A 15,335-nucleotide genomic window follows, 5' to 3' on the forward strand; every position below is an offset into this window, starting at 1 on the left:
CCGCTCCACGGGGACTGGCGCTTGTGCAAGACACGCTAGCTGCAAAGGTGCAATGATGGGCAAACTCAAAAATACCGGCTTGATCGGCCTGGGCGTGGTGGCCGGCGTCGCCGTGTCGCTGCAATTTTCCGCCATGGCGCAAAAAACGGTCGAGCCGCCCCTGCCGCTGGAAGAGCTGCGCCAGCTGGCCGACGTGTTTGGCCTGATCAAGTCCGATTACGTCGAGCCCGTCGAAGACAAGAAACTGCTGGAAGACGCCATTTCCGGCATGGTTGCTTCGCTCGACCCCCATTCCGCCTACCTGGACAAGAAAGCCTACGCCGAGCTGCGCGAAGGCTCCGAAGGCAAGTTCGTCGGCCTCGGCATTGAAATTGGCCTCAGCGAAGACGGCTACATCAAGATCGTCTCGCCCATCGAGGATTCGCCCGCCTACCGCGCCGGCATCAAGGCTGGCGACCTGATCACCCGCCTCGATGGCCAGCCCGTGAAAGGCGTCAGCCTCGACGACAACGTCAAGCGCATGCGCGGCGAACCGGGCACCAAGGTGTCGCTGACCATTGCCCGCAAGGATGAAGCGCAGCCGCTGGCCTTTACCATCACGCGCGAGGAAATCCATCAAAAAAGCGTGAAGGCGAAGATGGTCGAACCGGGCTACGCCTGGCTGCGCGTGTCGCAATTCCAGGAACCGACCGTCGACGACATGGCCGCGCAGATCACGGCGCTATATCAACAAGATCCGAACATCAAGGGCATGGTGCTCGACCTGCGCAACGATCCGGGCGGCGTGCTGCAGGGCGCCATCGGCGTCTCGGCCGCCTTCCTGCCGAAGGACGCGGCCATCGTCTCGACCAACGGCCAGCTGCCGGACTCGAAACAGGTGTTCTACGGCCGCGCCGAATACTATACGTTCCGCTCGGAAGGCGACGCGCTGGCGAAATTGCCGGCCGCCATCAAGAAAGTGCCGCTCGTAGTGCTGGTCAACACGGGGTCGGCCTCGGCCTCGGAAATCGTCGCCGGCGCCCTGCAGGATTACAAGCGCGCCACCATCATCGGCACGCAAACCTTCGGCAAGGGTTCCGTACAAACCATCCGCCAACTGACAGCCGACACGGCCGTCAAGCTGACGACGGCCCGCTACTACACGCCGAATGGCCGCTCGATCCAGGCCAAGGGCATCGTGCCCGACCTGCTGGTCGATGAAAATGCGGATGGCGACGGCTTGAACGGCTTGCGCATCCGTGAAGCGGACCTGACCAAGCACCTGAGCAACGACCGCGACAAGGAAAGTACCAAGGCGGCCCCCGTCAACGACGAGATGGAAGAGCAATTGCGCATCATCGCCCTGGAAAAGACCCGCAAGCCGCTGGAATTTGGCAGCAAGGACGATTTTCAGTTGCACCAGGCGCTCAATCACCTGAAGGGCTTGCCAGTGCAACTGGCCAAGGCCGAACCGGTGGTGGTGCAAGCCGACGTCAAGAAAGAACAGAAGAAGTAAGCAGTTTGGGGTCAGACCCGGCGGGTCTGACCCCATCACACGCAATCCCCCCAGCACCGCTCCACGCGACAAAAATCAATCTTCCGCCACACATCGCCCTGCCCCGCAACACGAAACTCTCTACAGTCGAGCCCGTTTGTGTAAAATTTGCTTCACTTATCGGCGCCACGTCGATTGCCAAATTTGAAAGTTTAACCATGAAACAAGTCGTCATCAGCGGTACCGGACTGTACACGCCGCCATTTTCGATCTCCAACGAAGAGCTGGTCACCTGCTTCAATGCCTACGCGGAAAAGTTCAATGCCGACAACGCCGACGCGATCGCCGCAGGCACGGTGACGGCGCTGGACCTGTCGAGCGTGGCCTTCATCGAAAAGGCATCCGGCATCAAGTCGCGCTTCGTGATGGAAAAGGAAGGCATCCTCGATCCGGCGCGCATGGTCTCCCGCATCCCGGAACGGGGCGATGACGAACTGTCGCTACAGGCGGAAATGGCGGTCGCCGCCGCGCGCGATGCGCTGGCCCGCGCCGGCCGCACGCCAGCCGATATCGACATGGTACTGGTCGCTTGCAGCAACATGCAGCGCGCCTACCCGGCCATGGCCGTGGAAGTGCAGGATGCGCTGGGCATCGATGGCTATGGCTTTGACATGAACGTGGCGTGCTCGTCCGCCACCTTCGGCATCCAGCAAGCCGTGGCCGCCGTGCAAAGCGGCCAGGCGCGCGCCGTGCTGGTCCTGAATCCCGAAATCACCAGCGGCCACCTGAACTGGCGCGACCGCGACAGCCATTTCATTTTCGGCGACGCCTGCACCGCCATCATCGTCGAAGCGAAAGATACGGCCGTGTCGCAGCACCAGTTCGAGATCATCGGCACGGAACTCAAAACGCGCTTCTCTAACGCCATCCGCAACAATTTCGGCTTCCTCAACCGTTTTGACGAGTCCGGCGTGGGCCAGGCCGATAAATTGTTCCGCCAGCAAGGCCGCAAGGTCTTCAAGGAAGTGTGCCCGATGGCCGCCGAAATGATCAAGGCGACCCTGGCCAAGGCCGGCGTGGAAGTGGCGCAAGTCTCCCGCTACTGGCTGCACCAGGCCAACCTGAACATGAACTTGCTGATCGCGCGCCTGATCCTGGGCCGCGACGCGCAAGCCAATGAGGCGCCCGTGATCCTCGACACCTATGCCAACACCTCGTCGGCCGGTTCCATCATCGCCTTCCATAAATATCAGGATGACATGGCGGCGGGCAGCACCGGCGTCATCTGCTCGTTTGGCGCCGGCTATTCCATCGGCTGCGTGGTCGTGCGCAAGGTCTGAGCGCATGGGTGTAACATCGTTTGATACCTTGAATTAGGCGATGTTCAAGGTGGATAGGCATGCGTTCGCGGCCACCTGGACGAAGATATAGCACTGGTTTTTTGCAATAAAGCCGCAGGAAATTTTCCGGCAGGGGCTTTGAAGCGTTTATACTTGGTCGCTGAGCAACATCTTTTTCTACCCGCACGTCCCCATAAGGAACCCCACACGCATGCCCCATGACATCAGCTTGATTACCACCATCGCCGCCGCCCTCGGGTTTGGCCTCATCTTCGGCTTCATCGCCGCGCGCCTGAAACTGCCGGCACTGGTCGGCTATCTGGCCGCCGGCATCATCATCGGACCGGCCACGCCCGGTTTTGTGGCGGATGCGGAAATAGCGGGACAATTGGCGGAAATCGGGGTGATGCTGATGATGTTCGGTGTCGGCCTGCACTTTTCCATCGACGATTTGTGGGACGTGCGCAAGATCGCGCTGCCCGGCGCCATCCTGCAGATCGGCGTCGCCACGGCGATGGGCATGGGCCTGGCCCACTGGTGGGGCTGGACCCTTGGTGGCGGACTGATTTTTGGCCTGGCCCTGTCCGTGGCCAGTACCGTGGTGCTGCTGCGTGCGCTGGAAGAACGGGGCATCCTCGATTCCCTGAATGGCCGCATCGCCGTCGGCTGGCTGGTGGTCGAAGACCTCGTCACCGTGCTGGTGCTGGTGCTGCTGCCGGCGTTTGCCGGCGCGCTGGGCGGCAAGGTCGCCCCTGGCGCCGAGGCCGTCAGCCTGTGGCAAACCCTGGCCGTGACCCTGGGGCAAGTGGCCGGTTTCATCGTCTTCATGCTGGTCGTCGGCCGCAAGCTGTTCCCGTGGATTTTGTGGCAAGTGGCGCGCACCGGCTCGCGTGAACTGTTCACCCTGTGCGTGATCGCGGCCGCCGTCGGCATCGCCTACGCTTCGACCAAGCTGTTCGGCGTGTCGTTCGCGCTGGGCGCCTTCTTCGCCGGCATGGTGCTGCGCGAGTCCGAACTCAGTCACCGCGCCGCGGAAGAATCCCTGCCCCTGCGCGACGCGTTCGCCGTGCTGTTCTTCGTTTCCGTCGGCATGCTGTTCGAGCCGAATATCCTCATCGACAAGCCCCTGCAAGTGCTGGCCGTATGCGCCATCATTATCTTCGGCAAATCGATCGCCGCCTTTTTGCTCGTGATGGCGCTGCGCTATCCGCCGAAAACGGCCATCATCGTCTCGGCCAGCCTGGCGCAGATCGGCGAGTTCTCGTTCATCCTGGCCGCGCTGGGCCTTTCGCTGGGCCTGATGCCGCAGGAAGGCCAAAGCCTGATCCTGGCCGGCGCCATCCTGTCGATCGCCCTCAACCCGCTTGTCTTCAGCATGGCCAAGCCGCTGCTGCGCGTGATCGGCAACAGCGACTTCGCGCGCAAGTTCGAACGCACGACCGATCCGCTGGCCGAGCTGCCGATGACCGTGCCGCAGGAAAAACTGTCGGGCCAGATCGTGCTCGTCGGCTATGGCCGCGTGGGCCGGCGCATCGCCGCCGCCCTGATGGAGCGGGGTATCCACTTTGTCGTGGCCGAGGAAAACCGTGAAATCGTCGACCAGCTGCGCAAGCAGGGCATTCCCGCTGTGGCCGGCAATGCGGGCGAACCGGCCGTGCTGATCCAGGCGCACATCACGCACGCCACCATGCTCGTCATCGCCACGCCGGACACCTTCCACGTGCGCGCCATGATCGAGACGGCGCGCGCGCTGAACCCCGCCATCCTGACGGTGGTGCGCACGCATAGCGAAGAAGAGGCGGAATTGCTGCGCGCGGAAAACGCGGGCAAGGTGTTTATTGGCGAGCACGAGCTGGCCAATGGCATGGCCGAGCATGTGCTGCAGAGTTTTGAGACGGCGAAGAAGGGGCATGGCGGGCATTAAGCCAGCGTCCTTCCCGTCCAGCAAGCCTGCCCGCTACCCAGCCGGCAGGCTTTCTTTTTACAGGCTGGCGGCCAGCTCCGCCCCTTCCCGTATCGCCCGCTTGGCATCGAGTTCCGCCGCCAGCGCGGCGCCGCCGATTTTATGGAAACGGGGGCCGCCAGCCTGCAAGGGCTTGCCATCCTTGTCGGTGGGCGGCATGAGTTCCGTCAAGCTGTCCTGGCCGGCGCAGATGATCACGTTGTCCACCGCCAGCAGGCGCTGCTCGCCGCCCACGGTGATGTGCAAGCCCTGCTCGTCGATCTTGTCGTAGCTCACGCCGGCCAGCATGGCCACGCCGTTTCGCGCCAGCGCCGCGCGGTGCACCCAGCCCGACGTCTTGCCCAATCCGGCACCCACTTTCGACGTCTTGCGTTGCAACAGGAAGATTTGCCGTACGGGATGGGGTGCCACGGGCGGCACCAGGCCGCCACCGGTCGCCGCGTTCAAGTCCACGCCCCACTCGCCCGCCCACGTCGCCACGGGTTGCGGCAATGGATGCGCCGGGTCGTGCAGCAGATACTCTCCCACGTCGAAACCGATGCCGCCCGCGCCGATGATGGCCACGCGCGCGCCCACGGGCTTCTTGGCTTGCAGCACATCGAGGTACGACAGCACCTTCGGATGGTCGATGCCGGGAATGGCCGGCAAGCGCACCTTGATGCCCGTGGCGACGATGACGTCGTCGTAGCCGCCGGCCAGCAATTGCTCGCGCGTCACGCGCTGGCCCAGGCGCAGCTTGACGTCCAGCAGCGCCAGACGGCGCGCAAAATAGCGGATGGTTTCCGTGAATTCTTCCTTGCCGGGAATCTGCATGGCCACCTTGAACTGGCCGCCCACGCTATCGCTGCTGTCGAACAGGGTGACCTCGTGCCCGCATTCGGCCGCCACGCAGGCGGCGGACAAGCCGGCCGGGCCCGCGCCGACGACGGCGACCTTGCGCGGCACGGCCTTTTTCGCGTACACGAGTTCCGTTTCATGGCAGGCGCGCGGGTTGACGAGGCAGCTGGCGCGCTTGTTGGCGAACGTGTGGTCGAGGCAGGCCTGGTTGCAGCCGATGCAGGTATTGATTTCGTCGGCGCGTCCCGAGGCCGCCTTGGCGACAAAATCAGGGTCGGCCAGGAAGGGGCGCGCCATCGACACGAGGTCGCAGTCGCCCCGCTCGAGGATGGCGTTGGCTTCGTGCGGCATGTTGATACGGTTCGAGGCCACCACGGGAATCGTCACTTCGCGGCGCAATCGGCCCGCCACGGAAGCAAACGCGGCGCGCGGCACCGAGGTGACGATGGTGGGCACCCTCGCCTCATGCCAGCCGAAGCCGGTATTCAAAATCGTCACGCCCGCCTGCTCCAGCGCCTTGGCCACCGTCACCACGTCCTCCCAGGTATTGCCGCCTTCGACCAGGTCGAGCAAGGAATGACGGTACATGATGATGAAGTTGGGGCCGACGGCGGCGCGGATGCGGCGCACGATCTCCACGGGCAGGCGCATGCGGTTCTCGATGCTGCCGCCCCAGCGGTCCTGGCGCAGATTCGTGCGCGCGCACAGGAACTGGTTCAATAAATATCCTTCGCTGCCCATCACCTCGATGCCATCGTAGCCCGCCTTTTGCGCCAGGCGCGCGCAGCGCACGTAGTCGCAGATGGTGCGTTCGATTCCCCGCTCGCTCAAGGGACGGGGACGGAATGGCGAGATCGGCGATTTCTTGGCCGACGCCGAGACGACGAACGGCTGATAGCCATAGCGGCCCGCATGCAGGATCTGCATGACGATCTTGCCACCCTCCTCGTGCACGGCGCGCGTCACCTTGCGGTGGTTGGGCACGTCGCCGAGGAAATTCAAGGTGCCGCCAAACGGCAGCAGCCAGCCCTGACGGTTCGGCGAGATGCCGCCCGTGACGATCAGCCCCACGCCGCCGCGCGCCCGCTCGCGGTAAAAGGCGGCCAGCTTGCCATAATGATAAAAGCGGTCTTCCAGGCCCGTGTGCATGGACCCCATGATGACTCGATTGCGCAAGGTGGTAAAACCCAGGTCGAGCGGGGCCAGCAGGTGAGGATAGGCAGTCATGGTGATCGGTCCGGTAGAAGTGGTATGCAGGCCGTACGGTAGCAAGCATTGCCGATCGCCGCAGCGACTTTCTCTAGACCGGGAGTTCTAAATCGCCCGGCGCGCGGGCCGGCGACGGGTACAGCTTGTGCCGGGCGGTACTTTCCCGTAGGCTAGCTGGCATGAAGCGACTCTTCCTCTGCCTGCTGATGCTGTGCGCCGTCCCCGCTACCGCGCTGGCACAGGCGATACGCTTGGACAAGCTCAAGGTCGAGGTCAAGCGCATCGAGGTCGACGGGCAGCGCATGTATGAAGTCGATGCCAGCGCCAGCGTGCAGGCGCCGCCGGCGTCCGTGTGGAAGACCCTGACCACCTATGAGCGCATGAGTGAATTCGTGCCCGACCTCAGTTCCTGCCGCGTGCTGTCGCGCAACGGCAATGAAGTCATCATCGAGCAGCAGGGCATGGCGCGCTTCCTGTTCATGAACCACCCCATCCACCTGGTGGTGCGGGCCACGGAAACGCCGTTCACGTCCATCGACATCGCCCTGATCTCCGGCGACATGCGGCATTACGAATCGCGCTGGAATCTGTATCCCGTGCCCGAGACGGGCGGCACGCGCATCGTCTTTTCCAGCCGCCTGATGCCGGGCTTCTATGTGCCCGGCATGCTGGGCACGACCATGATACGCGGCGATATCGAGCGCATGATGGCGGCCGTGCTGGCCCGCATCGACAGCCAGTACGCCGACAAATCGAGCTGAACTACGCCAAGTACGTGTCGCGGTCGCGGATTTCCGCGAAGTTTTCCAGGCTGCCCAGTTTCACGGTGACGGGGTTCAGGCTGGCCTGCGGCTGCATCGAGCGCCAGGCGAACAGCCATTCCTGCTCGGGCGCTTCGGCGCGCGTCTTGGTGAAGGCGGCGCCCAGGGCAGCGCGCTGGCCGTATTCGACGAGGCCATCGATGCCTGCCCAGCTGGGCAAGGTGCGCTGCACGGCGCGGTGCAGGCGTTCGCCGAATTCTTCCGTATTGTGGATGATCAAACAAGCGTCGGCCGGGGCGAACAGGTCGAACAGTTGCTTGTCCCACACTTGCGAAAAGCTCAGGGTCAGACAATTGCCCGCCGGCGCCAGGCGGAACTGGCCCAGGCTCAGGGCCAGCTCGAGTTCACTGCGCTGGCCGTAGCGGTGCAGGGTGGGGGGACGTTTGTAATCGTGCATGCTGGACTCGTTCTTCAATAGTAGGGTAAACCGGCGCGCCGCTTAACGTGGCGGGCGGATATGGCGCCGGATGCGCTGGGCCGTCGCGGCCAGATAAATTTCGCGCAGTAAATAAATAAAACAGCCGATCAGGCAAATCACGGCCAGCACAAAGAAGGCCGCGATGTATCTGTCCAGGGTCAGGTTCAGAATATCGCCCAAAAACAGCATGGCGATGATGACGCAGACGAAGAAACCGCACGCCGTGCTCAGCGAAATCGAATAATTGATCAAATGGGTACGCCGATACAAGGTATCGAGCTCATCCATATAGAAATCGTTGTAGCCGATGTCGAGCCGGTCTTCCAGCACGCGCGTGCGGTCGATGATGCGGCCCAGGCGGTTGGTCAGCACCACCAGCATGGTGCCGATACCGGTCAACAGGAAAACCGGCGCAATCGCCAGCTGGATGATATGGCCGATGTCGCCGATCTGTATGTTCATGGATAAAAAGTCGTGGGTTCACACCGGCGCCCGACCTTGGCGCCAGCACAGGCCATAGTGTAGCAGGTGGCACACGCCGGCTGGCAGCTTTGCCAACCGGCATGTTCACAGTTCATGCGAAGCCGCGCCCCGGCACGAAGCGCTCGGTGGCGCGCACCAGCGCCGAAGCGATGCTGTGCTCGAGCGCGCCATGGCCCGCGTCCGGGATCATTTCCAGCTGCGCGCCTGGCCAGGCCTGCTGCAGGCGGTAGGCCGACAGCGGTGGGCAGATGGCGTCGTAGCGTCCTTGCACGATGACGGCCGGCAAATGCGCGATGCGCCCCATGTTGCGGATCAGCTGGTCTTCCTCGAAGAAACCCAGATTGGCCATGTAATGCGATTCGAGCCGGCCCACGCCCAAGTCCAGCGCATCGTTCGGCGCATCTTCCGGCTGCGGCATCAGGTAGACGCGGCGCCCTTCGAAGCGGCTCCAGGCGCGCGCGGCCGGCCAGTACACGTTTGGATCGCTGCTGAGGATGCGTTGCACGTAGGCCGCCAGCAGGTCACCCCGTTCCTCTGGTGGAATCGGTGCGGCGAACTCCGCGTACAGTTCCGGGTAGAACCAGCGCACGCCCTCGATGAACCAGTCGATTTCCGCCTGCGTGCACAGGAAAATGCCGCGCAGCACGAAACCGAGGCAGGCTTCAGGATGCGCCTGGCCATACGCCAGCGCCAGGGTCGAACCCCACGAGCCGCCAAACACCAGCCATTGGGCGATGCCGAACTGGGCGCGCAAGCGTTCGATGTCCTCGATCAGCAACTGCGTCGTGTTGTTGCGCCATTCGCCCAGCGGCGTGGACTTGCCGGCGCCGCGCTGGTCGAACAGGATCACGCGGTAGCGCTGCGGGTCAAAAAAGCGGCGGTGCTGCGGCGACAGGCCCGCGCCGGGGCCGCCATGCAGGAACAGCACGGGAATGCCGTCGGGGTTGCCGCACTCTTCCCAATAAATGGTGTGGATGTCATCGACCGCCAGCATGCCGTGCCGGTTCGGCGACAGGGCGGGAAACAAAGGAGACAGGGAATCGGGCATGGCGGTCCTTGGAGTGGCGGTCAGGGCGCCAGGCGCGAGTCCTGGCAACTGTTCCAATTATAGTGCGCGCCCGGCGCCTCAGGCCAGCAGCAAAGGCAGGCGGTTCGACGACTTGATTTCGCGCATCGACAGGCTGGACTGGATTTCCGCCACGCCAGGCAGGCGGCGCAGCACAGTCGAGACGAATTCGCCATACGCTTCCAGGTCGCGCGCCACCACTTGCAGGAAATAATCGGCTTCGCCCGCCACGTTGTGGCACGACAGAATTTCGGGAATCGTCGCGATCGCTTGTTCGAACTGCGACGGTTGCTCGCCGCCATGGTTGGCGAACACGACCCGGACAAACGCGACCAGGCCGATGCCCAGCTTCTTGCGGTTGAGCAAAGCCTGGTAGCCGGTAATAAAACCTTCCTCTTCCAGACGGCGCAAGCGGCGCCAGACGGGGGTTTCGCTCAGTTTCAAGCGCTCGGCCAGGCGCGCATTCGACAGCCTTCCTTCATCCTGCAACAGCCTGAGTATCTGCAAATCGGTGGCGTCGAGACTAACTTCTGAAATTTTCATCTAATTTTTGTTTTTATACGAGTGGAATCTACCCAAATACTAGGGCATGCGGGGCAGGAAAAGCAAGCACATTTCATCGCCGCAAGAACATAATGGGGGCCGGCGAGCAGGCTGCACCGTGCGCATGCTCCCGCTTTTCTTTTCGACTGGCCCATGTCCGATTCTACCTTCCTGATGTACCTGCTGGCACTGGCCGGCGCCTTTTTATTACCGGGTCCCGACATGGCGCTGGTGCTGGCCACGGGCGCCGCGCGCGGCGTGGCCACGGCGCTGGTGACGGCGCTGGGCATCGCTGGCGCGCGCGCCGTCCACGTGGCGCTGGCGGGCGCGGGCCTGGCGGCGCTGATGGTGACGCATCCGCAAGCCTTGCAGTGGGTCAAATGGGCAGGCGCCGCCTACCTGCTGTACCTGGCGCTGCGCTTGCTGCAGTCGGCCCTGTCGAGCAAAACGGCGCCGGAAGAAGCGGCCCCCGCCACGGCGCACAGCGCCCGCGCCAGCCTGGTGCGCGGCTTCCTGACGAATCTGCTCAATCCGAAGGCACTGCTGTTTTGCAGCATGTTCCTGCCGCAATTCGTCGCCGGCAGCGAACAGGTCGGCATGCAATACCTGCGCCTGGGTGCCGTTCTGGTGCTGATGGGCCTGCTGTTCGACGCCATCTACGCCGTGCTGGCCGCGCGCCTAGCGCGCCGCCTGCGCGGCAAGCCTTCGCCTTACGGCAAGTTCGTGCTGCCCTCCGTCTTCGTGCTGCTGGCCGGACGGCTGGTGCTGGGCTGAATTGATTTAACGTCGGCAAAGAAGGCAGGATAATCGTTCAGCAGGCTGCGCTCAAGGTCGTTGACCTTGCGAAATTGCCGTAGCGACGGCGCCATGGCCCGGCCCGCATCCCAGCTGCGCCAGGCATTTGGCGCATCGAATTGCGCCAGCAAGGCGTCGCCCAGATCCTGGTACACGGCCGCCATCTGCGGCTTTGCCTGCAGCACTTGCAGATACAAGGCCGTCGCTTGCGGCCATTGCCCCAGCTTGGCGCGCAAATTCCCCTCGAACAAGGCCAGGACGGGTTGCTCCATTCCCGTTTGCTTCCTCAATTCCTGCACGGTGGCCAGCGCGTCCGCGATACCCTCCTTGTCCTTGTCCTTGGCCTGCAATCCCCGCGTCAAATCGTGGATGGGCTGGCACTCCTGCATGGCCCGTTGTTGCTGAAGCGACAGTTTTTCGACCAGCGCGCCCGTGGAAAAATGGTCTTCCAGCATGGTCAAGAAAGCCTCGAAGGGTTTGTCTACCGCAAACAGGCGCTCCGCCTCGGCCCGCAGCGCTGGATGCGCCTGGGGGCTCAACGGCGGCAGCGACGCCGCCTGCGCCAGCACTCTTTCGAGCGGCGGCGCGTCGGCCGCCAGCGGGCGTAGCCGGTAGGCGGTCAGCGAATAGGTGGCGGGCGCCCCCGCCGTCATGGCGCTGACGCGGAAATGGCGCGCGACCGTGCCGCCCACTTCCTCGTAGTGCAAGGTGAAGTCGGCGGGAATGCGCTTGCCGTCGGCCAGCAGCTTCAGTACCAGCGGGTGGCCGCCCCAGGTGTAGCGCACATACTGGGCAAACGCCGTCGCATCGTCGCCGCTGACGGGGCTGCCGGCAATGCCCAGGCGCAGCAGGGGGTGTCCGTCGAGCGACCACAGCACGGCGCCATCGAGCAGCTGGGGCTGCAGCGCGCCGCGCCGCTTGTTGTCCAGCACCGATAAAGCTTGCTCCTCATACACGGGCAGCGTTGCGTGCTGCTCAAGGCCGCCCGCCTTCAAGATGCCGGCGATCCCCTGCCGGTGGCGCAGCTCGAAGACGCGAAAACCCGCCACGTCGAACAGCGAATACGTGTCGTAGGTAGACGCCGCCATATCGATGACGTGGCGGCGTCGCGTGGCAAAGTCCAACACCGACAAGGCCTTGCCATCGCGCACGCTCAGGTAATGCGGGCCCAGCACGACATCGCTTTCCTGCGTGGTGCGCGCGGGCAAGCTGGTTTTCACGCCGGGCTGGTTGACGCGTTCGGTAGTTACCGTGACGTGGAACGCAACGCTGGCCTGGGCCGCGCTGGCGCCCAGGAAAAGGATGGCGGCCACGCTGGCGCGGCGCAAGGCGGGAACAAGGGTCATGGAATGATGCAGTGAAGAAATGCTGATTTTAAGGCAAATCCGGCCATCCCCTTGTTTTGCTGGCAAGCATAAAAAAAGACAGCCGAAGCTGTCTCTCTTTTTTACCTCAACAACGATTACGACATGTGCTGGCCGCCGTTGATCGAGATGTTGGCGCCCGTGACGAACGCCGCTTCATCGGAAGCCAGGTAGGCCACCAGGCCGGCCACTTCTTCCGGCTTGCCCAGACGCGCCATCGGAATTTGCGGGATGATTTTGCTGTCGAGCACTTCCTGTGGAATCGCCATGACCATCTTGGTGCCGATGTAGCCTGGCGAGATGGTGTTGACGGTGACGTTCTTGCGCGCCACTTCCAGCGCCAGCGACTTGGTGAAACCATGCATGCCGGCTTTCGCGGCCGAATAGTTGGTCTGGCCGAAGGCGCCCTTCTGGCCGTTGACGGACGAAATATTGATGATGCGGCCCCAGCCGCGTTCCACCATGCCGTCGCAGACGGGCTTGGTCATGTTGAAGACGGAATCGAGGTTGGTGCTCATGACGGCATCCCAGTTCGGCTTGTCCATCTTCTTGAACGTCATGTCGCGCGTGATGCCGGCGTTATTCACCAGCACGTCGACAGGACCGATTTCCGCTTCCACGGCCGCCACGCAGGCAGCCGCCGAATCGTAGTCAGCCACGTCGCACGGATACGCCTTGAAGTCATAACCCATGTCCTTCGTCGTCGCCAGCCATTCCGCGACCTTCGGATTGCCTGGGGAATATGTGGTCACCACGCGATAGCCGAGCGCCGCCAGCTTGAAACACACCGCTTCGCCCAGACCGCCCATGCCACCAGTTACCAATGCAACTCTTGCCATTTTCATCCCCTCAGTGTCGTTCTATTGCTAAAAAGTTAATTATTTAGTGAAAGTAGTCCACAACCGTTGAACCACAGCGCCGTACCGCACCGTATCCAAGCGTAGCGAGCGGCGATGATTTGTGGCTAAGAAGCGCAACCGTGCTCTAGCACGGTGAGCATCGCAGGCCGCAAAGCGCGCCGCGCAGTAGCTTGGGTGCGGTGCCAGCTACTTAATCCCGCTCGATCGCTAAAGCAACACCCATGCCGCCGCCGATGCACAAGGCTGCCAGGCCTTTTTTGGCGTCGCGGCGTATCATTTCGTGGATCAGGGTGACCAGGATGCGCGCGCCGGAGGCGCCGATCGGGTGGCCGATGGCGATCGCGCCGCCGTTCACGTTGATCTTGCTGGTATCCCAGCCCATTTCCTTGTTGACGGCAATCGCTTGCGCGGCAAACGCTTCGTTGATTTCCATCAGGTCCAGCTCTTCATGCGTCCAGCCGGCTTTTTTCAGGCAAAGGCGCGAGGCGGAGACGGGGCCCATGCCCATGACGGCAGGGTCCAGGCCCGACGATGCGTAAGCCTTGATGCGCGCCAGCGGCTTCAAGCCCAGTTCTTTCGCTTGCGAAGCGGACATCATGATCACGGCGGCGGCGCCGTCGTTCAGGCCCGACGCATTGCCGGCGGTAACAGTACCGTCCTTGGCGAACGCGGGGCGCAGGCCGGACAGCGATTCCAGGGTCGAACCGGGCTTGATGTATTCATCGCTGTCGAAGACCACGGTGCCTTTTTTGTTGGCGATTTCCAGCGGCAGGATTTCATCCTTGAACTTGCCCGCTTTTTGCGCCGCTTCCGCTTTCAGTTGCGACTGCAGCGCGAATTCATCCTGCTCGGCGCGCGTCACTTCGTATTTCTTGGCGACGTTTTCCGCCGTGATGCCCATGTGGTACTGGTTGTACACGTCCCACAGGCCGTCGACGATCATGGTGTCGATCATCTTGAAGTCGCCCATGCGGAAACCGTCGCGCGAGCCGTTCATCGCGTGCGGCGAAGCGCTCATGTTTTCCTGGCCGCCGGCGATGATGATGTTGGCGTCGCCGCACTTGATCGCTTGCGCCGCCAGGTGCGTGGCCTTCAGGCCGCTGCCGCAAACCTTGTTGATGGTAAATGCCGGGATGGCGCTGGGCAGGCCAGCCTTGATGACGGCCTGGCGCGCGGCGTTCTGGCCGACGGCGGCTGTCAGCACCTGGCCCAGGATCGCTTCGCCGATCAGGTTCGGGTCGATGCCGGTTTGTGCCATCAAGCCCTTGATTACATGCGCGCCCAGTTCGGACGCAGGAATCTTGGCCAGGCTGCCACCGAATTTGCCGACTGCGGTACGGCCAGCGGCCACGATTACGACATCATCCATTTATTTCTCCGATATGCAGGCCACGAGGGCCAAGGTCAAGGTGTTAATAGAATCCAATGAGAATTCGGAAAGACACAGCAAGCTGCGTTTCATTCTAGCGCGGCATGCGCCGCAGTTCCAGCGCCGCACCGCTGGCGGCGGCGATGACAGCCTGCTTGCGGTACTGGCGGATGGCCTGGCGCGGCGGATAGCCGCTGCCGGGCCGCAAAACGCTTACGCCTGGGGCGCAGGACGCGTGTTTTTATTTTTATCATACCCTTCATCGGCGCTGCCGAAAGTGGTTTTTAGAAAATTATTGAAGGGAATAATCAGGGGTACGGGGGTTTGCTTTACCACTTGCAACAGCTCGCCAAATTTTTGACGCGATGCAGCAAACTCACCCTTTGTCACAGTGTCGAATTTCTCTTGGGTTTCTTGGGCAACATCCTTTGCCTGGCGGCCATATGCACCGATGCGCTCGATGGCCAGTTGCGACTGCGTGCGCGACAGTTGCAGCAGCGCTTGCGGGTCCTTCACGGACAGCAGCTGATTGCCCGCCACCGTAGCGGCCGCCAGCGCCGTGCGGGCCGCATCGAGCTGCAAGTCCAGCACGCTGGCGCCGCTATCGACGGCGGCCTGGGCATACGCTTGCGCGCTGACCAATTGTGCTTCCACCACGGCCTTGCCAGCCAGTGCCCATTGTTCGGAAAATGAAAACATGTCGTTCCTCCCCAAAGAGTAGGCAGCGCCATGTTGCGCCGCACAGTGCTCAACTGTAAGCGGTGGTTCATTGCTAAACCTTGATATTTATCAA

The 15,335-nt window shown here is 62.7% G+C and carries 14 protein-coding genes; 5 read left to right on the plus strand and 9 right to left on the minus strand.

The genetic code is table 11. The features are described from left to right. The first annotated feature begins 52 nt into the window (after nucleotides 1-52). From MRBLMS1_RS17475 to MRBLMS1_RS17485, 3 genes are all read left to right on the plus strand, one after another. A complete protein-coding gene (locus MRBLMS1_RS17475) occupies nucleotides 53-1,495 on the plus strand; it encodes a S41 family peptidase (RefSeq protein ID WP_070304461.1) in 1,443 nt (480 codons plus the stop codon). Between the two features lie 197 nt (nucleotides 1,496-1,692). Beyond that, nucleotides 1,693-2,814 carry a beta-ketoacyl-ACP synthase III gene (locus MRBLMS1_RS17480; protein WP_128140942.1) on the plus strand — a complete coding sequence of 374 codons (1,122 nt, stop codon included), beginning with the start codon at nucleotides 1,693-1,695 and terminating at the stop codon, nucleotides 2,812-2,814. A gap of 211 nt (nucleotides 2,815-3,025) precedes the next feature. Next, nucleotides 3,026-4,738: a cation:proton antiporter domain-containing protein gene (locus MRBLMS1_RS17485; RefSeq protein ID WP_128140941.1), complete on the plus strand. Its 1,713-nt coding sequence runs from the start codon at nucleotides 3,026-3,028 to the stop codon at nucleotides 4,736-4,738. Nucleotides 4,739-4,795: 57 nt separating this feature from the next. Here the strand turns inward: MRBLMS1_RS17485 and MRBLMS1_RS17490 are convergent, their stop codons facing one another. Further along, nucleotides 4,796-6,841 (minus strand): 2,4-dienoyl-CoA reductase FMN-binding domain-containing protein, encoded by a 2,046-nt coding sequence (locus MRBLMS1_RS17490; protein ID WP_485880692.1) that lies wholly within the window; start codon nucleotides 6,839-6,841, stop codon nucleotides 4,796-4,798. Nucleotides 6,842-7,002: 161 nt separating this feature from the next. On the opposite strand from MRBLMS1_RS17490, the gene MRBLMS1_RS17495 reads away from it, so the two are divergent. Further along, nucleotides 7,003-7,584, plus strand: a complete 582-nt coding sequence (locus tag MRBLMS1_RS17495) for an SRPBCC family protein (RefSeq protein WP_223278957.1) — start codon at nucleotides 7,003-7,005, stop codon at nucleotides 7,582-7,584. Nucleotide 7,585: 1 nt separating this feature from the next. Here the strand turns inward: MRBLMS1_RS17495 and MRBLMS1_RS17500 are convergent, their stop codons facing one another. The 4 genes from MRBLMS1_RS17500 to MRBLMS1_RS17515 all read right to left on the minus strand — a co-directional run bounded on the left by MRBLMS1_RS17500 (nucleotide 7,586) and on the right by MRBLMS1_RS17515 (nucleotide 10,154). After that, a complete protein-coding gene (locus MRBLMS1_RS17500) occupies nucleotides 7,586-8,041 on the minus strand; it encodes a hypothetical protein (RefSeq protein ID WP_034752899.1) in 456 nt (151 codons plus the stop codon). Nucleotides 8,042-8,083: 42 nt separating this feature from the next. Next, on the minus strand, nucleotides 8,084-8,524 hold the full coding sequence (locus tag MRBLMS1_RS17505) for a DUF2721 domain-containing protein (protein WP_034752898.1): 441 nt from the start codon (nucleotides 8,522-8,524) through the stop codon (nucleotides 8,084-8,086). 112 nt (nucleotides 8,525-8,636) lie between these two features. Then, nucleotides 8,637-9,593 carry a prolyl aminopeptidase gene (pip, locus tag MRBLMS1_RS17510; protein ID WP_485880696.1) on the minus strand — a complete coding sequence of 319 codons (957 nt, stop codon included), beginning with the start codon at nucleotides 9,591-9,593 and terminating at the stop codon, nucleotides 8,637-8,639. Nucleotides 9,594-9,671: 78 nt separating this feature from the next. Next, entirely contained in the window at nucleotides 9,672-10,154 is a 483-nt protein-coding gene (locus tag MRBLMS1_RS17515; protein WP_034752896.1) for an Lrp/AsnC family transcriptional regulator, read from the minus strand. 153 nt (nucleotides 10,155-10,307) lie between these two features. On the opposite strand from MRBLMS1_RS17515, the gene MRBLMS1_RS17520 reads away from it, so the two are divergent. Beyond that, nucleotides 10,308-10,928, plus strand: a complete 621-nt coding sequence (locus MRBLMS1_RS17520) for a LysE family translocator (protein ID WP_485880698.1) — start codon at nucleotides 10,308-10,310, stop codon at nucleotides 10,926-10,928. On the opposite strand, the gene MRBLMS1_RS17525 is transcribed toward MRBLMS1_RS17520, so the two are convergent. From MRBLMS1_RS17525 to MRBLMS1_RS17540, 4 genes are all read right to left on the minus strand, one after another. Further along, the gene (locus tag MRBLMS1_RS17525) at nucleotides 10,865-12,295 is read right to left on the minus strand and encodes a hypothetical protein (RefSeq protein ID WP_485880700.1); all 1,431 of its coding nucleotides are present in this window, start codon (nucleotides 12,293-12,295) and stop codon (nucleotides 10,865-10,867) included. The genes MRBLMS1_RS17520 and MRBLMS1_RS17525 overlap by 64 nt on opposite strands. Nucleotides 12,296-12,411: 116 nt before the next feature. Further along, nucleotides 12,412-13,152, minus strand: coding sequence for an acetoacetyl-CoA reductase (gene phbB / locus MRBLMS1_RS17530; RefSeq protein WP_034752894.1), 741 nt, complete (start codon nucleotides 13,150-13,152; stop codon nucleotides 12,412-12,414). A gap of 211 nt (nucleotides 13,153-13,363) precedes the next feature. Beyond that, the gene (locus MRBLMS1_RS17535) at nucleotides 13,364-14,542 is read right to left on the minus strand and encodes an acetyl-CoA C-acetyltransferase (RefSeq protein WP_034752893.1); all 1,179 of its coding nucleotides are present in this window, start codon (nucleotides 14,540-14,542) and stop codon (nucleotides 13,364-13,366) included. Nucleotides 14,543-14,755: 213 nt separating this feature from the next. Continuing rightward, the gene (locus tag MRBLMS1_RS17540) at nucleotides 14,756-15,241 is read right to left on the minus strand and encodes a phasin family protein (protein ID WP_128140787.1); all 486 of its coding nucleotides are present in this window, start codon (nucleotides 15,239-15,241) and stop codon (nucleotides 14,756-14,758) included. Between the last annotated feature and the right edge of the window lie 94 nt (nucleotides 15,242-15,335).

The organism is Massilia sp. LMS1-1-1.1, assembly GCF_040815535.1.
Classification (GTDB): Bacteria; Pseudomonadota; Gammaproteobacteria; order Burkholderiales; family Burkholderiaceae_D; genus Janthinobacterium; species Janthinobacterium aestuarii.